At 72.1% G+C, this 19,519-nt stretch carries 18 protein-coding genes and 1 riboswitch; of the genes, 8 read left to right on the top strand and 10 right to left on the bottom strand.

Annotated features, from left to right (window positions below):
- Positions 1-9: 9 nt before the first annotated feature.
- A complete protein-coding gene (locus IE142_RS31475; RefSeq protein ID WP_191888903.1) occupies positions 10-1,251 on the top strand; it encodes a glycosyltransferase 87 family protein in 1,242 nt (413 codons plus the stop codon).
- Here IE142_RS31475 and IE142_RS31470 read toward each other — a convergent pair.
- From IE142_RS31470 to IE142_RS31450, 5 genes are all read right to left on the bottom strand, one after another.
- A complete protein-coding gene (locus tag IE142_RS31470; protein WP_191888884.1) occupies positions 1,208-2,401 on the bottom strand; it encodes a hypothetical protein in 1,194 nt (397 codons plus the stop codon). The genes IE142_RS31475 and IE142_RS31470 overlap by 44 nt on opposite strands.
- 164 nt (positions 2,402-2,565) lie before the next feature.
- Positions 2,566-3,579 (bottom strand): C40 family peptidase, encoded by a 1,014-nt coding sequence (locus IE142_RS31465; RefSeq protein ID WP_191888883.1) that lies wholly within the window; start codon positions 3,577-3,579, stop codon positions 2,566-2,568.
- Positions 3,580-3,804: 225 nt separating this feature from the next.
- Positions 3,805-4,845, bottom strand: a complete 1,041-nt coding sequence (locus IE142_RS31460) for a C40 family peptidase (RefSeq protein ID WP_191888902.1) — start codon at positions 4,843-4,845, stop codon at positions 3,805-3,807.
- A gap of 231 nt (positions 4,846-5,076) precedes the next feature.
- Positions 5,077-6,420, bottom strand: coding sequence for an NYN domain-containing protein (locus IE142_RS31455; RefSeq protein ID WP_191888882.1), 1,344 nt, complete (start codon positions 6,418-6,420; stop codon positions 5,077-5,079).
- 64 nt (positions 6,421-6,484) lie between these two features.
- Positions 6,485-6,724: a hypothetical protein gene (locus tag IE142_RS31450; protein ID WP_043373838.1), complete on the bottom strand. Its 240-nt coding sequence runs from the start codon at positions 6,722-6,724 to the stop codon at positions 6,485-6,487.
- 157 nt (positions 6,725-6,881) lie between these two features.
- Between IE142_RS31450 and IE142_RS31445 the strand changes: the two genes are divergently transcribed.
- The 7 genes from IE142_RS31445 (at position 6,882) to IE142_RS31415 (ending at position 13,160) form a co-directional block, all read left to right on the top strand.
- Positions 6,882-7,643 carry a rhomboid family intramembrane serine protease gene (locus tag IE142_RS31445; protein WP_191888881.1) on the top strand — a complete coding sequence of 254 codons (762 nt, stop codon included), beginning with the start codon at positions 6,882-6,884 and terminating at the stop codon, positions 7,641-7,643.
- Entirely contained in the window at positions 7,640-7,921 is a 282-nt protein-coding gene (locus tag IE142_RS31440) for an Lrp/AsnC family transcriptional regulator (protein ID WP_100044201.1), read from the top strand. The genes IE142_RS31445 and IE142_RS31440 overlap by 4 nt, the downstream gene beginning before the upstream one ends.
- Positions 7,922-8,008: 87 nt before the next feature.
- Positions 8,009-8,326, top strand: coding sequence for a small secreted hydrophilic protein (locus IE142_RS31435; RefSeq protein ID WP_191888880.1), 318 nt, complete (start codon positions 8,009-8,011; stop codon positions 8,324-8,326).
- Positions 8,244-9,743: a sensor histidine kinase gene (locus IE142_RS31430; protein WP_370466440.1), complete on the top strand. Its 1,500-nt coding sequence runs from the start codon at positions 8,244-8,246 to the stop codon at positions 9,741-9,743. The genes IE142_RS31435 and IE142_RS31430 overlap by 83 nt, the downstream gene beginning before the upstream one ends.
- A gap of 19 nt (positions 9,744-9,762) precedes the next feature.
- Positions 9,763-10,428 (top strand): response regulator transcription factor, encoded by a 666-nt coding sequence (locus tag IE142_RS31425; protein WP_191888879.1) that lies wholly within the window; start codon positions 9,763-9,765, stop codon positions 10,426-10,428.
- A gap of 57 nt (positions 10,429-10,485) precedes the next feature.
- On the top strand, positions 10,486-11,901 hold the full coding sequence (locus IE142_RS31420) for an SLC13 family permease (protein WP_191888878.1): 1,416 nt from the start codon (positions 10,486-10,488) through the stop codon (positions 11,899-11,901).
- 38 nt (positions 11,902-11,939) lie between these two features.
- On the top strand, positions 11,940-13,160 hold the full coding sequence (locus IE142_RS31415; protein WP_191888900.1) for a glycerate kinase: 1,221 nt from the start codon (positions 11,940-11,942) through the stop codon (positions 13,158-13,160).
- Here IE142_RS31415 and IE142_RS31410 read toward each other — a convergent pair.
- The 5 genes from IE142_RS31410 to qcrC all read right to left on the bottom strand — a co-directional run bounded on the left by IE142_RS31410 (position 13,097) and on the right by qcrC (position 19,503).
- Entirely contained in the window at positions 13,097-14,467 is a 1,371-nt protein-coding gene (locus IE142_RS31410; RefSeq protein ID WP_191888877.1) for an aminotransferase class V-fold PLP-dependent enzyme, read from the bottom strand. The genes IE142_RS31415 and IE142_RS31410 overlap by 64 nt on opposite strands.
- Before the next feature lie 147 nt (positions 14,468-14,614).
- Positions 14,615-14,731, bottom strand: a riboswitch (SAM riboswitch).
- A gap of 80 nt (positions 14,732-14,811) precedes the next feature.
- Positions 14,812-15,876 carry an anthranilate phosphoribosyltransferase gene (gene trpD, locus IE142_RS31405; RefSeq protein WP_191888876.1) on the bottom strand — a complete coding sequence of 355 codons (1,065 nt, stop codon included), beginning with the start codon at positions 15,874-15,876 and terminating at the stop codon, positions 14,812-14,814.
- 131 nt (positions 15,877-16,007) lie between these two features.
- On the bottom strand, positions 16,008-17,645 hold the full coding sequence (gene qcrB / locus IE142_RS31400) for a cytochrome bc1 complex cytochrome b subunit (protein WP_191888875.1): 1,638 nt from the start codon (positions 17,643-17,645) through the stop codon (positions 16,008-16,010).
- Positions 17,642-18,697, bottom strand: coding sequence for a cytochrome bc1 complex Rieske iron-sulfur subunit (gene qcrA / locus IE142_RS31395; protein WP_191888874.1), 1,056 nt, complete (start codon positions 18,695-18,697; stop codon positions 17,642-17,644). Before qcrA ends, qcrB begins: the two co-directional genes overlap by 4 nt.
- Positions 18,694-19,503 carry a cytochrome bc1 complex diheme cytochrome c subunit gene (gene qcrC / locus IE142_RS31390; RefSeq protein WP_191888873.1) on the bottom strand — a complete coding sequence of 270 codons (810 nt, stop codon included), beginning with the start codon at positions 19,501-19,503 and terminating at the stop codon, positions 18,694-18,696. Before qcrC ends, qcrA begins: the two co-directional genes overlap by 4 nt.
- Positions 19,504-19,519 lie beyond the last annotated feature (16 nt).

The following is a 19,519-nucleotide window of genomic DNA, read 5'->3' as shown; positions in this document are numbered from 1 at the left end:
AGGGAGCACGTGGAGACGACGGACGCGAGGCGGTCACCGGTGTGGCCGCTGACGGCCTGGGGTGCCACGCGGCTGGTGCTGCTGCTGTTCGTGCTGAAGGTGTGGGTCTTCCCGGGCCCGGACGTCACCAGCGACGTGTCCGTCATTTACCGCGGCTGGTACGGGATCCTGCGCACCGGAACGTTTCCGCTGGGCGACGTCACCTGGCAGTACCCGCCCGCCGCGGCCTTCGCGATCCTCTCCCCCGCGCTGCTGCCCTTCCTGGAGTACGCGACGGCCTTCTTCGTCCTGGCCTGCCTGGCGGACCTGGCCGTGCTCGCCCTGCTGTGGCGCGCGGGCCGGGACCAAGGGCGTTCGCCGCGCGGGGCATGGGTGTGGGTGGTGGGCGTACCGTTGCTCGGTCCGACGGTGTACGCCCGTTACGACGTGATGGTCACCGCCGTCGCGGTGGCGGCGGTGCTGGCGGCGGGCCGGCATCCGCGGGTGGCGGGGGCGCTGGTGGGTCTGGGGGCGCTGCTGAAGGTGTGGCCGGCGCTGGTGCTCCTCGGGATGCGCGGTCGTGCCCCGTGGGCCGCCGCGGCACTGGGCGCGGCCGGACTGGCGGGGCTGTTCGCCGTGACGATGCCCGGGGCGTTCGCGTTCCTGGGGTTCCAGCGGGAGCGGGGCACCGAAGTGGAGTCGCTGGGCGCGCTGGTCTTCCACGTGGCCCGGCACTTCGGCTGGGACGGCGAGGTGCTGCTCAACTACGGCTCGGTCGAGTTCCTGGGTCCCCACGTGGGCGCGGTGAGCACGGTGGCGCTGGCGCTGACCGCCCTGGCGTTCGGGTGGCTGCTGCTGTGGCGGCTCGCGGCCTCGCGGTTCGCGGCGCACACGGTGGCGGACGCGGCGTTCACGGCGGTGCTGATGTTCACGGTCACCAGCCGGGTGATCAGCCCGCAGTACCTGGTGTGGCTGGTCGGGCTGGCGGCGGTCTGCGGGTGCTTCCGGGCGAGCCGGATGCGCGTGCCGGCCTCCCTGGTGCTGGTGGCGAGTCTGGTGACGGTCCTGGAGTTCCCGCTGTACTTCGCGCAGGTCGTCGCGAGCGACCCGTTCGGCGTCGCGCTGCTCTTCGTCCGCAACGGCCTGCTGGTGGCCGCGGCACTGGTCGCGGCCCGCGTCCTGTGGCGGGACACGGTTCCGCGCGGACGGGCCGACGCGAAGGGCCGGCTCAGCCGAACTCCGTCCGCAGATACTCCCGCCACCGCGCCGTGAACTCCTCCGGCGTGATCCCGAGCACCCCGTTCATCGCGTCCTCCACCGCGCCCGCCCGCTCGTCGTGCGCGCCCACCGCGCGGTAGAAGGCGTCCAGCCGTTCCTCGCCCCACCGGTCGGCGATCATCAGGCAGGCCAGCCAGCCGCCCTCGTAGGCGCGGGCGAGCTGGTCCGCGTCGGCGGTGAACCCGAAGTCCTCGTCGGTCGGCAGGTCCGCGGGCGTCCGGCCCTCGGACACCGCGCGGGCCAGAGCGGGGGCGGCCTGGGCGGGGGTGCGGCCGCTGCCCCGGTAGCCGACCCAGTCCGCGTAGCCCTCGGAGAGCCACAGCGGGGTGGCGGCGGTGGTGTCGGCGCGGGTGGCGACGTGGGTGGTCTCGTGGGTGAGGACGACCTGTTTGCCGAGCGTCCCGAGGAGCCCGTACGCGTCGGGGTTGACGATGATCCGGTCGGCGGGGGCGTGCTCCCGCCCGCCGGTCTCCCCGGTGGTGACCGCCGCGATGCCCCGGTACGAGGACGCGGGCGAGCCGAGCAGGCCGGCCATCGCCTCCAGCGACTTCGGGACGAGTACGACGACCCGCCGGGCCCAGTCCCGCTCCCAGGCGTCCGACACGGCCGGCACCGCCCGGTCGGCCAGGTCCGCGAAGCCGCGCAGCGCCTCGGTGGACTGGCCCACGCCCAGCACGAGGCTGTGGGTGCCGCGGACGACCCGGACATCGCCCTGGTCCCACGGCTGCTGGCCGGACTTCTCGGCGGGCCGGTCGGAGTCGACGGACCACCGGCCGCCCGCGCCGTCCCGGCTCAGCCGCAGGGTGCGCCGGGTGGTGACGGGGCCCCGGTCGTAGCCGTCGAGCCGGTAGCGCAGCTCGACGTCGGCGGTGGCGGTGTCGCCGGCGCGGACCACGTCGGTGACGCGGTACGACCACGCTGCGAGCGGCACCGCGTCGAGGTTGCCGTAGGGGGCCGCGGCGCCTGTGCGGGCGTAGGCCAAGCGGTCGTGGCCGAGGACGGCGGCGGCCCGCCGGTCCAGTACCCCCTGGACCTCGGTGCGGACCGGGTCCGCGGTGTTCCGGCCGCCGCAGGCCACGAGGGACACGAGCAGCAGGCACAGCGCCACCACCGAGGAACCCGACACCCGCCTTCGACCAGCCACCTTCCCGATCGTACGGGCGCCGGGGTGCGGGAGTCAGGGGGCGGGAGAACCGGAAGGGCCGCCCCCGCCCGGCGCCCCGGGCCGACGCCCCCCGCGACCCGCACCCGGCGCCTGTCGCAGCGCCGACGTCCCGGCGCGACCCCGCCGGCAGGCACCCGCCCGCATCAGACCCGGGTCACCGACGACACCGGCATCATGCCCACCGGGTCGTAGCGGACGGGGGCGCCGGGGTAGGGCGCGTGGATGACCTGGCCGTTGCCGACGTACATGCCGATGTGGCTGGCGTCGTCCCGGTAGGCGACGAGGTCGCCGGGGCGGGCCTCGGACAGGGGGACGCGCTGTCCGGCCCCGGACTGCGCCTGCGAGGTGCGCGGCAGGCCGACGCCGGCCTGGGCGTACGACCACTGGGTCAGGCCTGAGCAGTCGAAGCCGCTGGGGCCGTTGGCGCCCCAGACGTACGGCTTGCCGAGGGCGGAGCGGGCCGCGGCCACGGCGGCGGCCGCGCGGCCCGAGGCGGGGGCGGCGGCGCCGGGGGCGGTCAGGTCGGTGCGGCCGGAGCGGGAGCCGCGGTCGTGGGCGGCGCGCTCGTCGTCCGGGAGGGAGTTGAGCAGCCTGCGGGCCTCGGCGAGTTTGCGCTCCACCGTCTTCTTGTGGGCGGCCACGGCCTTGCGGCCCTTCTCCAGCTCGGCGAGCTTGCGTCCGCCCTCGGCGCGGTCCTGGGCGAGGTCGCGCATGGCCTCCTGGAGCTCCTTGAGCTGACCGGCCTGGAGCGTGGTGACCCGGTCGAGCGCGGAGGCCTTGTCCAGGTAGTCGTCCGGGTCGGCGGAGAGCAGCAGCGCCAGCGAAGGGTCGATGCCGCCGGAGCGGTACTGGGCGCCGGCCAGCGAACCGAGCGCGTCCCGCATGGAGTTGATCCGCGCCTGCTGCCGGGCGATCGCGTCCTGGGCCGTGCTGACCTCCTTGCGCAGGGCGTCGGTGCGCGCGTCGGCCTTGTTGTACGCCTCGGTCGCCCGCTCCGCCTCCGTGTGGAGCCGGTCCACCTCCGCCCGCCGGTCGTCCTCCGGGGCGGCCGTGGCCGGTACGGCGCCCAGGAGCGCGGCGGCGACGGAGATCAGGCCGACGGCGGCGGTGGACCCGCGGTCGAATCCGGTTGGTGCAAGGCGGCGATGGGACCCCACGGGAAGCCGCACTCCTTCCGCTGACGGACAGGGAAACGCGGCAGACAGTAACCCCGCGACGGGGCACCCACCAACGACCTCGAAGGGGCGCACAACCCGCCGCCCCGCCGCTGACGCAGGTCACCGGCGGGGCGGGAGTCCCGAGGGCCTGCCACGATTCGCCCGAACGGGCGGCACGGCGAGGCGACTCGAGGGTTGTAACGAGGGCGGCAGGAGGGCCTGGGGTCAGACCCGGACGCCGAACATGAACGGACCGCCGATGGTGCTCATCGACTCGTAGCGGACGACCGTTCCGGTGCGCGGCGCGTGCAGGACCTGGCCGTTGCCGGCGTAGAGGCCGACGTGGTGCAGGTCGTTGAAGAAGAAGACGAGGTCGCCGACCTGGAGCTGGCTCATCGAGGAGATGCGCGTGCCCGCGCCGGTCTGCGCCTCGGAGGTGCGCGGGATGCCGACACCGGCCTGGGCGTAGGCCCAGGAGGTCAGGCCCGAGCAGTCGAAGGAGGACGGCCCGGTGGCCCCGTAGACGTAGGGCGTGCCGAGCTTGCTCTGGGCGGCGGCGAAGGCGGCGGCGGCCCGCCCGGAGGCGGGGGTGCCGGTGCCGGTGAGGACCTGGCGCTCGCTGCTGCGGGTGGCGCGCTGCTCCTCGGCCTGGAGGGCGGCCTTCTCCTGCGCGGTGAGCGAGTTGAGCAGCTTCTGCGCGGAGGAGAGCTTGCCCTGGACTTCCTTCTTCTTCTTGCCCAGCTCGGTCCGGGTGGCGGAGAGGTCCTTGAGCTTCTCGGACGCCTCGGCGCGCTGCTGGGCGAGGTCGCGCTGCTTCTCCTGGACCTTCTTCAGCGTCTCGACCTGCTGACCGCTGAGCTGGTCGAGGGTGGAGGCCTTGTCCAGGTAGTTGTCCGGGTCGGCGGACAGGAACAGCTGGAGGGACGGGTCTATCCCGCCGGAGCGGTACTGGGAGCTGGCCATCGAACCGAGGCCGTCGCGCAGCTCGTTGAGCTCCTCCTGGCCGCGGGCGACGTTGTCCTGGATGGTGGAGATCTCCTTCTGGAGCTTCTCCTGCTTCTCCTTGGCCCCGTTGTACTTCTCGGTGGCCTGCTCCGCCTCCTGGTAGAGCTTGTCGACCTTGGCTTTGACCTCGTCCTTGTTCGGCTTCTCGCTCGGCGCGGCGTTGGCGGCCTGGGAACTGAGAGCGACAGCGGCGGCGGCAGCGGTGGTGAGCACGGTCACGCGCGTGCGGCTCGGCTGCTTGGGACGACGGTGGGACGCCACGGAGACGAGCTCCTTCTTGAGAGGGATCACCCGTGCGAGGGTTCGAGGGCTGACCCTAGTGACCCACTCGTGATCAGTTCAAATCCTCCGCCCGAAAAACCCTGTTACTCACCGCGTTCTTTGCCACAACTCACCTGCTGTGACGTTTCATTGACGCTACGTTGCGTGACGGTTCCGTCAATACGGGCATACAACTCCGACGTTATGGTTGGCACGAAAGTGGAGCAGGGGTCAGGAAAGCCGCTTGAGGAGCACCGCGGACGCCACCGGGCGTGCGCCGGCGCGCGCGACGCCGTCGGCGACCTCGCGGTCGGTGGAGACCACGATGACCGGCCGGCCCGGCGGCTCGGCCCGCACCAGCTGGCGGATCAGCTCGTCGGCGGTGACGCCGGGCTTGGAGAAGAGCACCCGGACCCCGCGCGGCGGCGCGAGCAGCACCGGCGCCGCCAGTTCGGCCCCGTCGAAGACGCAGGTGGTCTCCGCGCCGGTCTGGGCGGCGAGCTGGGAGAGCTGGCCGAGCAGCCGCAGCCGCTGCTTCTCCAGCGGCATCTGCGGATAGCCGGTCTTGGTGACGTTGTAGCCGTCGACGACGAGGTGGGCCTGGGGCAGCGCGAGCAACTGGTCGAGGACGGCGGGGTCGTGCTCGGACAGAGCGCGGTTGGCGATGTCCTTCGGCGTCATGCGGCCGGGCTCCACCGCGTCCACCGTCTCGGCGGGCCGCACGGACACCGGCGGCAGGGCCAGCTCCCGGCGCAGCCCCTGCGTGGCGTCCAGCAGGGTGTCCAGGAGCAGCCGTACACGCATGTCCTCGACGCTGCGCCCCTCGCGGGCCGCCTTGCGGGTGGCCTCCAGGGCCGCCTCTGCCTCGGTGAGCCGGGCCTTGAGCCGCCGGGTCTCGCTCTCGGCGGCGGACACCTGGGCGTGCCCCTCCGCGCGTACGGCGTCGATCTCGGCCTGGACCTTGCGCAGCGCCGCCTCGCCGCGCTTGACGTCGCTGAGGGCGGAGCGCAGCTTGCGGTGCAGCGACTCGGCCTCCCGCTTCGACGCGTCCAGCTCGGCGCGCAGCCGCTCGGTCTCGGCCCTGGTGTGCTCGCGGGCGCGGGCCAGCTCCTCGTGCAGCCGCTCCAGCTCCGCGCGGCTCTCCTCGTCGGCGCGCTCGGCGTCCGCGCGCTGCGCCTCCTCGCCGGCGGCGGTCACCAGCTTCACCCAGCCGTGCGGCCGCAGCACGTAGGCCGCCGCCGCGACGTCGAGCGGGTCGGCGGCCGGGGGCGGGGAGCCGGCGTCCAGGGCCCCGGCCAGTTCCGGCTGGGCGTCGCGGAACTTCTCGCCGATGCGCTGGCGGAACAGCGTGTCGGTCTCGACGGCGGCGGCCATGGCGTTGCCGGCGAACTTGGCCCTGCGGTTCGGGGTGAACCTGGCGTACTGTCTCAGCTGTGCGGGCAGTTCACCGAGCGTGAGCCCGCCGAAGCCGTCGGAGACGATCTGCACGACCCTGCGGCGCACGCCGTCGGGCAGCGGGCGGTCGAGCACCTCGGCGGCGCCGTCGCCCGGCCCACCGCCCTGTGTCTCCACCATCCGTCACCCCAATGTCTCCGCGTGATCCCGGACGGGATCACATCGTGCGGAACCGCTCCCGTGATCAGGAGGCGGCACCCGGCCTGTCGACGAGTTCCACCTGGTCCACGGCGTTGCACCAGCGGCACCGCACCGACTCGATGGTCTCACTGAGCACCTCGCGCTCCTCGACCTTCGGCTCGCCGGCCAGATCGAGGTGCACGTACTCGACGACCTTCGAGGCCCGGGTGACGTCGAAGCGGGTGAGGTTGCCGCAGAGGGTGCAGCGCCACCGCGTCGTCTCGGTCGGCAGGGGAACCGTCATCGTGGCTGTTCGCTCTCTTCCAGTGTCGGTGACGCGCCGGGCTCCCCCGGTGCGTGTGGCTCGTAACCCTACGGCCTGGCGGGTACCCGACGCCCGCGTGTCCACGGCGGCGAGGCGACCTGGGCGGTTGCCTCCCGTTACGTCATGCTTTGTAGTCATGATCCGCAACTGGAGCACTGGGGTCCGCAGGACGGTCGGGTCCCTCGGCGGGGCCCGCCCCGCGGGGCGCCGGTCCGCGCCCGTGACGCACACGCTGATCACGATGTGCTGCCTGCTGTTCCTGGTCAGCCCGGCGGCGGGCCTGAACCCGGTGTACGGCACCGGTGAGGAGCTGCTCGCCGCGCAGCGCGCCTACTTCCGGCGGTGGGGCGTGATCCCCGCGGAACTGTTCGAGGACTCCCCGGGTTCGGCCCTCACGCCCGCCACGGCGCTGTTCGTGCACGGCAGCTGGGTGCACCTGCTGGGCAACATGCTCTTCTTGTACGTCTTCGGCGCGATGACCGAGCAACGGATGGGCCGGCTCCAGTTCGCCCTGTTCTACCTCGGGTGCGGCTACCTGGCCCTGCTCGGCTACGCGGGCGCCAACGCCCACTCCCAGCAGTCCCTGGTCGGCGCCTCCGGGGCGATCTCCGCGGTCCTCGGCGCGGTCCTGTTCCTCTTCCCGCGCGCCCGGGTGACCAGCCTCCTGCCCTTCCTCTTCTTCCTGCCGCTGCGCTTCCCCGCCTGGGTCGTGCTGCCGTTCTGGGCGGCCCTGCAGTGGACGGCGGCGGGGCGGGCGGGCGACGGGCCGGGGGTGGCGTACCTCGCGCACCTGGTGGGCTTCGGGCTGGGCTTCGTCTTCGCCTGGGTGCGATTCGGGCGTACGACTAGAGTGAAGAGCGTTCCAGTGGCGGCGCCCGAGGGAGAGAACCAGCCGTGATCAGCGCGATCGTCCTCATCAAGACCAGCGTGGACCGCATCCCAGAGATCGCGGAGCGAATCGCCGCGCTGGAGAACGTCAGCGAGGTCTTCTCCGTCACCGGCACCTACGACCTGATCGCGATGGTGCGGGTGAGCCGGCACGAGGACCTGGCCGAGGTCATCCCCGGCCGGATCAGCAAGATCCCGGGCGTGGAGGGCACGGACACGCACGTGGCGTTCCGGACGTACTCGCAGCACGACCTGGAGGCGGCCTTCGCCATCGGGCTGGACAACTGATCCCGGCGCCCGGCCCGCGCGCCCGATGAAGAGTTCTTCATCCCGGGCTCATCCGGAGGGCCGGGTACCGGGCGCAGTATCAGGGGCATGGTCTTCTCACGCCGGATGGCGGCCCTGGCGGCCGTCGTCCTGATCCCGCTCGGCATCGCCGCGACGAGCTTCGCCCTCACCGACAGTCCCCAGGAACCCGAGGTCCCGTCCAAGGTGGAGCTGGAGAGCGGCTCCCCCACCCCGACGCCCACCTCCTCCTCACCCGACCAGGCGCCCAGCGACCAGGTGGTGACCCGGCCGCCGGTGACCGACAGCCCTCCGGATGACGACGATGACGACGACCGAGGCCAGGGAACCGGGGACGACTCCGGCGCCGAAGGATCCGCCGACGACGGCCCCGGCGACGACGGCTGACCGTGAGCGCCGCCGGATCTCGGCCCGCGTCCGCATCCTGCTCTGGCTGCTGCTCGTGATGGCGGTCGCCCTCGCCTCGGTGGCCGCGACCACCCGCTCGATCCTGCTGCGCGACACCGACCAGCGGATCAGCGGGCTGCTCGCGCAGGAGGCCGGGGAGTTCGCCAACTTCGAGGAGCAGGGCTTCGACCCGGAGACCGGCCTGCCGTTCACCGCCCCGGAGCGGCTGCTGAAGGTGTTCCTGCAACGGCAGTACGCCGACCTGGACGAGGAACTGCTCGGCCTGGCGGGCAAGGTGGGCGACAGACCGACCAAGTTCGTGCAGCAGCGCGAGATCCCGGTCGCCCTGCCCCTGCACGAGGACGGCGACGCCCTGCGCACCATCTACGCCTCGCCCGACTCCACCGGCACCCTGCACCGGCCCGAGGGCGAGGTCCGCTGGGCCAAGGTCACCGTCGCCCGGTACGGCGGCGAACCGGCGGCGGCGTTCGTGGTCGCCTTCCACCCGGGGCGGGAACAGGAGCGCGCCGACGAGGTGTTCCGCGTCCTGCTCGCCATCTCCGGCGTCGCCCTGCTGATGACGACGGGCATCGCCTGGGTGGTCGCGGGCCGCATCCTCAAGCCGGTCCGGCTGGTGCGCACGACGGCCGCGCAGCTCACCGAGCAGGACCTGACCCGGCGCATCCCGGTGCACGGCAACGACGACGTGGCCGCGCTCGCCGAGACGTTCAACGCCATGCTCGACCGGCTGGAGCGCGCCTTCGCCGCCCAGCGCCGGTTCGTCGACGACGCCGGCCACGAGCTGCGCACCCCGATCACCATCGTGCGCGGCCACCTGGAACTCATGGGCGACGACCCGGCGGAGCGGGAGGAGACCGTCCGCCTGGTCACCGACGAACTGGACCGGATGAGCCGCATCGTCGAGGACCTGCTGCTGCTCGCCAAGACCGAGCGCCCCGACTTCGTCACCCCCGAGCCCGTGCAGCTCGCCGAACTCACCGCCGACGTCTACGTCAAGGCCCGCACCCTAGGCGATCGCGACTGGGTGCTGGACGGGGTGGCCGACCGCGAGGTGCGGCTGGACCCACAGCGGATCACGCAGGCCATGGTGCAGCTCGCGCAGAACGCCGTACAGCACACCACCACCGGCCAGACCATCCGCATCGGCTCCCGCGCCGACGGCGCCCGCGTCGAGCTGTATGTCGCCGACTCCGGCCCCGGCGTGCAGGCGCAGGACGCCGAGGTCGTCTTCGAGCGCTTCCGGCGCGGCACGGCCCGGCGCGGGGTGCGCGGGACCGGCGCCGGGCTCGGGCTGTCGATCGTGAAGGCGATCGCCGAGGGCCACGGCGGACGGGTCGGTCTGCGCACCACCGAGGGCGGCGGCGCCACTTTCGTACTGACACTTGATTCCGACTGATCGCGGAAGAGGCACGCCCATGAACCGCATCCTCATCGTCGAGGACGAGGAGCGCATCGCCTCCTTCGTCGAGAAGGGCCTGCGCGCCAACGGCTTCACCACCACCGCCGTCGCCGACGGCGACGCCGCCTGTGAGTACGCCCTCACCGGCGGGTTCGACCTGGTCGTCCTGGACATCGGGCTGCCCGGCCGGGACGGCTTCACGGTCCTGCGCGAGCTGCGGGAGTCCCGGGTGACCACCCCGGTGATCGTGCTGACCGCGCGGGACTCCGTACGGGACACGGTGGCCGGCCTGGAGGGCGGCGCCGACGACTGGATGACGAAACCGTTCCGCTTCGAGGAACTGCTCGCCCGGGTACGGCTCAGGCTGCGTACGGCGGCCAGGGCGCCCGAGGTGACGATGCTGAAGTCGGGTGCGCTCAGCCTGGACCTGCGCACCCGCCGGGCCCGCGCCGGGGAGCGCACCGTCGACCTGACGGCCCGTGAGTTCGTGCTCCTCGAGCTGTTCCTTCGCCACCCGGGTCAGGTACTGTCCCGCGAGCAGATCCTGTCGCACGTGTGGGGCTACGACTTCGACCCCGGCTCCAACATCGTGGACGTCTACGTCCGCGCGCTGCGCAAGAAGCTCGGGGCACAGCAGGTCGAGACGGTGCGCGGGATGGGATACCGGCTGCCTGCCTGGTGAAGCTTCCTTCATGTGACGCTCATCGATGGCTCACCGCCCCCGTGAATCCTCGATGACGTGACGTTGAACCCCCGCCTCGCGGCGGCCTCCTGCGTGGCCCTGTCCCTGTGCGCACTGCTGGCGGTACCCGGCAACTTCCCGGCCCTCGACGGCGACGCGCGCCTCACCCTCGCCGTGTTCGCGCTGGCGACCTGCGCCTGGATCGGTACGCCGATCGACGACACGTACATCGCGCTGGGCGCCGGACTCGCGCTGACCGCGACCGGCGTGATCAGCAGCGACACCCTCTTCGGCACCCTCGGTGAGGACACGGTGTGGCTGCTGATCTGCGCCTTCGTGCTGGCAGCGGCGGTGGCACGGACCGGGCTCGCCGGGCGGGCGGCGGCGTTCCTGGTCGGCGGGGCGCGCAGCGTACGGCAGTTGGTGCACCTGACGACGGCCGCGCTGGTCGTCACCGCGTTCGCGGTGCCGGCCACCTCGGGGCGGGCGGCGCTCGCGCTGCCGGTGTTCCTCGCCCTCTCCAAGGCCCTCGCGGACCGCAAGCGGCTGGTGGTGATGCTGGCGCTGCTGTTCCCGACGGTGATCCTGCTGTCGGCGGTGGCGACGCTGATCGGCGCGGGCGCGCACCTGATCACCGTGTCGGTGCTGTGGGAGGCGACCGGGGACCGGATCGGCTTCACCCAGTGGCTGCTGCTCGGGCTGCCGCTGGCGGTGGCCTCGTCACACCTGGCCGCCGAGGCGGTCCTGTTGACGACCACTCGGCGGGCGGATCGCAAGGGTCCGGTGCACATCACCGCCGAGGAGATACAGCGGCACAGCGAGGACCCGGTCACCGGCCCCTGGACCCAGGCCGAGAAGCGCTGCGCCCTGCTGCTGGCCACGGTGGTGGCCCTGTGGTGCAGCGAGCCGCTGCACCACGTCCCGCCCGCGGTGGTGGCGCTGATCGGCGCCGTCGTCGCCTCCTCCCCCGCGCTCGGCACCGTACGCCTCAAGGACGCGCTCAGGACCGTGCCGTGGTCGCTGCTGCTGTTCATGGCGGCGACCATGGCGATGGGCGTCGCGCTCGCCGACTCCGGTGCCGCGAAGTGGCTGGTGTCCGGGCTGGCCGCGGACGTCGCGCCGGCCGTCTTCCTCGGCGTCGTGGTCGCGGTGAGCACGGCGGCCCACCTGGTCCTCCAGTCCCGCTCGGCCCGCTCCTCGGTCCTGGTGCCGCTGGTGATCGCCGCGGCCGTGGGCGCGGGGGTCAACCCGGTCGCCGCCGCGCTCGCGTCCACGGCGGCGGCCGGTTTCTGTCACACGCTCCCCGCCTCCGCCAAGCCGGTCACGCTCTTCTCCGACATCCCCGGCACCCCCACCTACACCCCGCGCGACCTGCTGCGGCTGTCCGCCGTCCTGGCACCGCTGACCGCCGCGCTCGTGCTGTTCTTCGCCGCCGCCGTGTGGCCGCTGCTCGGCGTACCCGTGACCCGTTGAAGGAGCCCGCCATGTCTTCCGTGCCCTCGATGCCCTCCCTGCTCGACCGGGTCGCCGTGGCCCCCAGCGGCTTCAAGGAGTCCTTGTCCGCCCGGGCCGCCGCCGACGCCATCGCGGCGGGCGTCCGCCGGGTCCTGCCGAACGCCGAGATCGACCGCATCCCGCTCGTGGACGGCGGCGAGGGCACCGCCACCGCGCTGGCCGCCGCGACCGGCGGGCGGCTGGTCGCGCTGGCCGCCACCGGCCCGGTCGGCGAACCCGTCGGCACCCACTTCGCGCTGCTCGGCGGCCGGGACACGGCGGTGGTGGAGATGGCCGCCGTCGCGGGACTGTCCCTGGTCCCCCGCGCCCTGCGCGACCCGGGCGCCACGACCACGTACGGCGTCGGCGAGCTGATCCGGGCCGCGCTCGACACCGGGGTGCGGCGCGTCCTGGTCGGCTGCGGCGACTCGGGCACGTCCGACGGGGGCTCGGGCGCGCTCCAGGCGCTCGGGGCGCGGCTGCTCGACGCGGACGGCTTCGAACTCCCGCACGGCGGACGCGAGCTGATCCGCCTCGCCCGCATCGACCCGTCCGGCCTCGACCCGCGCCTGAAGGACACCGAGCTGCTGGTCGCCTGCAACCCCTTCAACGTGCTGTGCGGTCAGCGGGGCGTGGCCCGGGTGTTCGGCCCGCAGAAGGGGGCGACGCCCGCGCAGGTCGAGGAGTTGTCGGCGGGGCTGGAGAACTGGGCGCGGGTCCTCACCCGCGACCTCGCGGCCGTCGGCGTCGACCTGCGCACGGGCCCCGGCACCGGCGCCTCCGGCGGGCTGGGCGCGGGTCTGGCCGCCGTCGGGGCCCGGCTGCTGCCCCGCTTCGACGTCCTCCTCGATCACCTGGACCTGGACGCCCGCCTGGCCCGCGCCGACCTCGTGCTCACCGCCGAGGGCGCCCTGGACCACCAGACGCCCCGCGGCAAGGTCCCGGCCGAGGTCGCCCGGCGTGCCAAGCTGCACGGCCGTCCCGTCCTCGCGCTGGCCGGCACGCTCGGCGAGGGCGCGCACGAGGTACCCGGGGTGGACGCCTTCCACGGCATCATGCCGGCGCCGATGGCCCTGGCGGACGCGCTGGTGCGGGCGGCCGAGCTCCTCACGGACGCCACCGAGCGGGCGCTGCGGATGATCCTGCTCGGCTCGCGGCTGCCGGGCCGGGCGGCTCAGACGGTGAAGGTGCCGGCGGCGGACGTGTCGGGCACGCAACGCCCGTCCTCGGTCCGGTAGTTCCACCGGGCGCCGTCGCGCACCAGCTCCTTGACGGCGTCCACGAACCGCTCGACGTGCTCGTCCGGGGTGCCGGCGCCGAAGCTGACGCGGATGGCGTTGAGGGACTTCTCGCCGGGCGCCGCCTCCGGAGCACCGCACTCGCCCTGCGTCTCGGGGTCGCTGCCGAGCAGGGTGCGCACCAGCGGGTGGGCGCAGAAGAGGCCGTCGCGCACTCCGATGCCGTACTCGGCGGAGAGCGCGGCGGCGAAGTGGGAACTGTTCCAGCCGTCGACGACGAAGGAGAGCACCCCGACCCGGGGAGCGTCGTCGCCGAAAAGGGACATGACCCGCACCTCGGGCACCTCGGCGAGCCCCTCCCGCACCTTCCCGATCAGGTACTCCTCGCGGGCGACCAGTGTGTCGAACCCGGCCTCGGTGAGCGCCTTGCAGGCGGCGGCGATCGCGTAGGCGCCGATGACGTTGGGCGAGCCGGCCTCGTGCCGGGCAGCGCTGTCGTGCCACCGGACGTCCACGCCGCCGTCCGCGCGCCGGGAGACGCTGCGGCTGGCGCCGCCGCCCGCGAGGTAGGGCTCCGCCTCGCGCAGCCAGTCGGCCCGGCCCGCCAGCACGCCGGCGCCGAAGGGGGCGTAGAGCTTGTGCCCGGAGAAGGCGACCCAGTCCGCGTCCAGCTCGGTCACCGAGACGGGGTGGTGCGGGGCGAGCTGGGCGGCGTCCAGCACGATCCGGGCGCCGTGCGCGTGCGCGGCGGCGGCCAGTTCACGCACCGGCCACAGCTCGCCGGTGACGTTGGAGGCGCCGGTGACGCAGACCAGGGCGGGCCCGTACGGCTCGCGGGCGGCGAGGGCGCGCTCCAGGGTCTCGACGGCCTGGGCGGGCGTGCGCGGGGCGTCGAGGTAGGTCACGTCCGCGTCCCGCCAGGGGAGCAGCGAGGCGTGGTGCTCGGTCTCGAAGACGAAGACCCGGCAGCCGGCCGGCAGCGCACCGGCGAGCAGGTTCAGGGAGTCGGTGGTGGACCGGGTGAAGACGACCTGGTCGCCGTCCCGGCAGCCCAGGAACTCGGCGACGGTCCTGCGGGAGTTCTCGAACAGGTCGGTCGACAGCTGCGACAGGTACCCGGCCCCGCGGTGCACGCTGCCGTAGTAGGGGGCGTAGGCGGCCACGTCGTCCCAGACCCGCTGGAGCGCGGGCGCGCTGGCGGCGTAGTCGAGCGCGGCGTAGGCCACCTCGCCACCGGTGACGAGCGGGACGGTGACGTCCCGGCCGAGGACGGGCAGCGGGGTGGCGGCAGCGGTGGGCACGGACATGGCGGACTCCCGTGAAAGAGCAGCGCGAAGAAGGGCGCTGTAAAAGAGAAACAAGGGATGTGCGGAGGCGGGGCTCTGCGGCCCTATCGCATTCGCTGGTTCACGGAAGACTCCCTCGGACGACCCAGGACCCCTGGTTCCGCGAGGGGTCCGCGCTTGCCGTGGACCTTGCTGTCCACGGCCTGGTCTTCACCCGGGGCACCCCGCCACGGACGGAGGGTTGCCGGACAGTCGGCCGGGGCCTCTTGACTGTCACTCATGACCTGTCGAAAACCTATGGGAAGTGATCGGCGCCCCGCAACCCGAGTCCGGATCGCGGGACGCACGTCACTCGGGAAGGCGGGCTACGCGTTGCTCGCCGCGACCCACCGCTCCAGGACCCGCCTGGCGGCGCCCGAGTCGATCGACTCGGCGGCACGGTCCATGCCGGCCCGGATCTGTTCGGTGAGCGGCCCGCCGCCGGGCTCCAGGGCGACCAGGGCCGCCGCGGAGTTCAGCAGCACCGCGTCCCGCACCGGGCCCCTCTCGCCGGCCAGCAGGCGGCGGGCGACGTCGGCGTTGTAGGAGGCGTCGGCGCCGCGCAGGGCCTCGACCGGTACCAGTTCGAGGCCGACGTCCCGCGGGTCGAAGGCCTCCTCGGTCACCCGGCCGTCCCGCACCACCCAGACCCGGGAGGTGGACGTCGTGGTCAGCTCGTCGAGGCCGTCGTCGCCGCGGAAGACCAGGGAGGAGTGGCCGCGCTCGGCGAAGACACCGGCGATGATCGGCGCCATCCTGGCGTGCGCGACCCCGATCGCCTGGGCCTTGACGCCCGCCGGGTTGGTCAGCGGACCCAGGAAGTTGAACACCGTGCGGATGCCCAGCTGGCCGCGCGCCGCCGCCACGTGGCGCAGCGCCGGGTGGAACTTCACCGCGAAGCAGAAGGTGATGCCGGCCTCCTCGGCGACCTCCGCCACCCGCTTCGGCGTCAGCTCCAGATTGATGCCCAGCTTCTCCAGGACGTCGGAGGCCCCGGACGCCGAGGAGGCGGCCCGGTTGCCGTGCTTGACGACCTTGGCGCCGGTGCCGGCCACCACGATCGCCGACATGGTGGAGATGTTGACCGTCTTCGCGCCGTCGCCACCCGTGCCGACGATGTCGACCGTCTCCCCCGGCACCTCGATGACGTTGGCGTGCGCGTACATGGTGCGGACGAGACCGGAGATCTCCTCGACGGTCTCCCCCTTGAACCTGAGGCCGACCGCGAGGCCGGCGATCTGCGCGTCGGTCGCCTCGCCGCGCATGATCACGTCCAGCGCCCACGCGGTCTCGTCGGCGGTCAGGTCCCGGCCGTCCGCCAGTCCGTTCAGCAGGGCGGGCCAGGAGCGGCCCGCCGCGGTGTCGCCTCCAGCGGGGGTCAAAGCGCTCATGAGCCGCTCCTGAATCGTGTGCACGACGGTAAGAAGGTGTGCTCCCACCCTATCCAGCCCCGGGCACGGCGAAGGGCCCCGTCCGCGGAACGGACGGGGCCCTTCGACCGTGGTGTGGCGACGCTGGAGGGTCAGTGGTGGCCGTGGCCGCTCGTGATCTCCTTGTACTCCTCGACGGTCGGCTTCGGAATCTGCGACTCCGGGCCGTAGTACGACTTGCTGAGCTTGGCGCGCAGCTTGTCCGTGCGCTTCACCTTGCGCTGGACGCCGTTCTCGTCGACCGTCGGGCCGATCTCGGCCGACTTGTACTGCTCGTGCGCCGTGAGCGTGTGCAGCTGTTCCTGGCTGAGCGGCTCGTGGACCTCGATGAACTCACCGTGCGGCAGGCGCTTGATGATGCCGGACTCGCGTCCGTGCAGCACCTTCTCCTTGTCCCGGCGCTGGAGGCCGAGGCAGATCCGCTTGGTGATCACGAAGGCGATGACCGGGCCGGCGAAGAACCCGATCCGGACGAACCAGGTGACCGCGTTGATCGACAGGTGGAAGTGCGTGGCGACGATGTCGTTGCCACCACCGATCAGCATGATCATGTACGCGGTGACCCAGGCGACACCGAAGGCCGTACGGGTCGGGGCGTTGCGCGGCCGGTCCAGGATGTGGTGCTCGCGCTTGTCCCCGGTCACCCACGACTCGATGAAGGGGTAGAGGGCGATGATCGCCAGGAACAGACCGAAGATCACCAACGGGACGAACACACCGAGGACCAGCGTGTGACCCCAGAAGTTGATTTCCCAGCCCGGCATGGCGCGGACCAGACCCTCGGCGAAGCCCATGTACCAGTCGGGCTGGGCACCGGTGGACACCTGGTCCGGCCGGTAGGGGCCGATGCTCCAGATCGGGTTGACCGAGGCGATGCCGGCGATGGCCGCGATGACACCGAAGACCAGGAAGAAGAAGCCTCCGGCCTTGGCCATGTACACCGGCAGCAGCGGCATGCCGACGACGTTCTTGTTGGTCTTGCCGGGACCCGCGAACTGCGTGTGCTTGTGGTAGAAGACCAGGATCAGGTGGCCGACCACGAGACCGAGCATGATGCCCGGCAGCAGCAGGATGTGGATCGAGTAGAACCGGGCGACGAAGTCGGTCCCGGGGAACTCCCCGCCGAACAGGAACATCGAGATGTACGTGCCGACGATCGGCACGGACAGGATCGCGCCCTGGGTGAAGCGGACACCGGTGCCGGAGAGCAGGTCGTCCGGGAGCGAGTAACCGGTGAAGCCGGTGAACATGCCGAGGACGAACAGCAGGAAGCCGAACAGCCAGTTGATCTCACGCGGCTTGCGGAACGCACCGGTGAAGAAGACGCGCATCATGTGCACGAACATGCCGGCGAGGAAGATGATCGCCGCCCAGTGGTGGATCTGCCGGATCAGCAGACCGCCGCGCACGTCGAAGCTGATGTCGAGCGTCGACTTGTACGCCTCACTCATCAGCTGTCCCTGCATCGGGACGTACGAGCCGTGGTACTCCACCTCGTTCATCGACGGGTGGAAGAACAGCGTCAGGTACACACCCGTGAGGATGATGATGATGAAGCTGTAGAGGCAGATCTCACCGAGCATGAAGGACCAGTGGTCCGGGAAGATCTTGCGCATGTTGGCCTTGGCCAGGGAGTAGATCCCGAGCCGGCCGTCGGCCCAGTCGGCGACGCGTTCGCCGGCCGGGGCCTTCCCGCGAGAGCGGGGTGCTTCGTTGGCTGCAGTACTCATCCGCGCTCCCAGAATGCAGGACCGACGGGCTCCTCGAAGTCACTGAGAGCCTCGAGGTAGCCCTCGTCGTTCACGCCGATGCGCAGCTGCGGCAGGGCGTGACCGGCGGGACCGAAGATCACCCGGGCACCGTCGGCGAGGTCGAAGGTGGACTGGTGGCAGGGGCACAGCGCGTGGTGCGTCTGCTGCTCGTACAGGGAGATCGGGCAACCGACGTGGGTGCAGATCTTCGAGTACGCCACGATGCCCTCGTGGGACCACTCGAGCTCCCGCTTGTCCTTGATGGCCTCCGGCTCCAGCCGGATGAGCATCAGGGCAGCCTTGGCGATCTCGTTCTGGAAGCCGTGGTCGTGCTCGTCCAGGCCCTCGGGCTTGGCGAAGGTGAGCGAACCGACCGCGATGTCCGACGGACGCATCGGCTCGTTCGTGTTCATGTTGACGAGCAGCTTGCCCTTGTTCCAGAGCGTGTGGCGCAGCTTGGTCCCGGGCAGCGGACCGAGGTCGCGCAGCAGGACGACGCCGGAGAGCGGCACCAGGGTGAGCGCGCCCAGCATCGTGTTGCGGATCAGCTTGCGCCGGCCGATCACCGACTCCTTGGCACCCTGCTTGAAGTCCGCGTGGACCTTGGCACGGACCTCGGGCGAGGCCTCGATGGGGTGCCGCTCGTCGGCGACCTCCTCGTCGGACATCAGGGTGCGCGCCCAGTGGACGGCGCCCGCGCCGATGGTGAAGAGCGCCACGCCCAGCGTCAGGCCGAGCGCGAGGTTCATCGCGTTGATGTGCCCGAGCGGGAAGACGTAGATCGACTTGTCGTGCGGGATCGCGACGAACGAGGCGATGAAGCCGATGGTCGCCAGCATCGAGACCGTGAACAGCAGGGCGACGGTGCGCTCGGACCGCTTGGCGGCCCGCTCGTCGATGTCCTGGATCCGGTGCTCGTGGGGCGGCAGGCCCGGGTCCGCGAACGGGTTCTTGTCGTCCGCGGGCTTCGGCGCGTGGGTGCCGCGCTGCGCAGCGGGCAGGTTCTCTTCTGGAATGTCTTGGCTACTCATGACTTCTTGGCCTTTGCGGTCCGAGCGGCGACCCACACGGCGACGGCGATGCAGCCACCGAGGCCGAAGATCCAGCCGAAGAGGCCTTCACTGACCGGCCCCAGGCCACCCAGCGAGAGACCGCCGGGGTTTACGGTGTCGTCACTGTTGACCGCGTCCAGGTAGGCGATGATGTCCTTCTTGTTCTGCTCCGACAGCGTGGTGTCGGGGAAGGAGGGCATGTTCTGCGGGCCGGTCTGCATGGCCTCGTAGATGTGCTTGGGGTCGACATCCTCGAGGGTGGGCGCGTACTTGCCGTGGGTCAGCGCGCCGCCCTTGCCGGTGAAGTTGTGGCACTGCGCGCAGTTGTTGCGGAACAGCTCGCCACCCTTGGCGGAGTCAGCGCCCTCCGGGCCGTACTTCTCCTCCGACGGGATGGCCGGACCGGCACCGAGCGAGGCGACGTAGGCCGCCAGCTGGTCGATCTCCGCCTGGGAGTAGATGACCTTCTTGCGCGGGACCTGCGGACCCGGCTGCTGGGCCGGCATACGGCCGGTGCCCACCTGGAAGTCGACGGCCGCGGCGCCCACGCCGACCAGGCTCGGACCGTCGGTGGTGCCCTGACCTCCGGTGCCGTGGCAGCTGGCACAGCCGACGGCGTAGAGCTTCTTGCCCTCGTCGATGGCGAGGGACTGGGCGGTTTCATCGGCCTGCGCCTTGTCCGCGGGTGCGAACGCGGCGTACAGCCCCCCTGTGCATGCCAGCGCGAGGAGTAGGACGACGAGCGCCGCCAGCGGGTGGCGTCGTCGTGCGGAGAGCTTTTTCACGGATTACCCCGGTGTC

Origin of the sequence: Streptomyces mutabilis (assembly GCF_014649815.1) — a bacterium.
In the GTDB taxonomy this organism is placed as follows: Bacteria; Actinomycetota; Actinomycetes; order Streptomycetales; family Streptomycetaceae; genus Streptomyces; species Streptomyces mutabilis.
The sequence above is the reverse complement of the archived record's forward strand: the minus strand, read 5'-3'. Positions and strand labels throughout refer to the sequence as shown.

Coding starts and splice junctions, on each gene's coding strand:
- IE142_RS31435 (WP_191888880.1), top strand. CDS start 8,009: ATGGTCTTCTCACGCCGGATGGCGGCCCTGGCGGCCGTCGTCCTGATC.
- qcrB (WP_191888875.1), bottom strand. CDS start 17,645: ATGAGTACTGCAGCCAACGAAGCACCCCGCTCTCGCGGGAAGGCCCCG.
- qcrA (WP_191888874.1), bottom strand. CDS start 18,697: ATGAGTAGCCAAGACATTCCAGAAGAGAACCTGCCCGCTGCGCAGCGC.
- IE142_RS31445 (WP_191888881.1), top strand. CDS start 6,882: ATGATCCGCAACTGGAGCACTGGGGTCCGCAGGACGGTCGGGTCCCTC.
- IE142_RS31425 (WP_191888879.1), top strand. CDS start 9,763: ATGAACCGCATCCTCATCGTCGAGGACGAGGAGCGCATCGCCTCCTTC.
- IE142_RS31450 (WP_043373838.1), bottom strand. CDS start 6,724: ATGACGGTTCCCCTGCCGACCGAGACGACGCGGTGGCGCTGCACCCTC.
- IE142_RS31430 (WP_370466440.1), top strand. CDS start 8,244: ATGACGACGACCGAGGCCAGGGAACCGGGGACGACTCCGGCGCCGAAG.
- IE142_RS31410 (WP_191888877.1), bottom strand. CDS start 14,467: ATGTCCGTGCCCACCGCTGCCGCCACCCCGCTGCCCGTCCTCGGCCGG.
- trpD (WP_191888876.1), bottom strand. CDS start 15,876: ATGAGCGCTTTGACCCCCGCTGGAGGCGACACCGCGGCGGGCCGCTCC.
- IE142_RS31455 (WP_191888882.1), bottom strand. CDS start 6,420: ATGGTGGAGACACAGGGCGGTGGGCCGGGCGACGGCGCCGCCGAGGTG.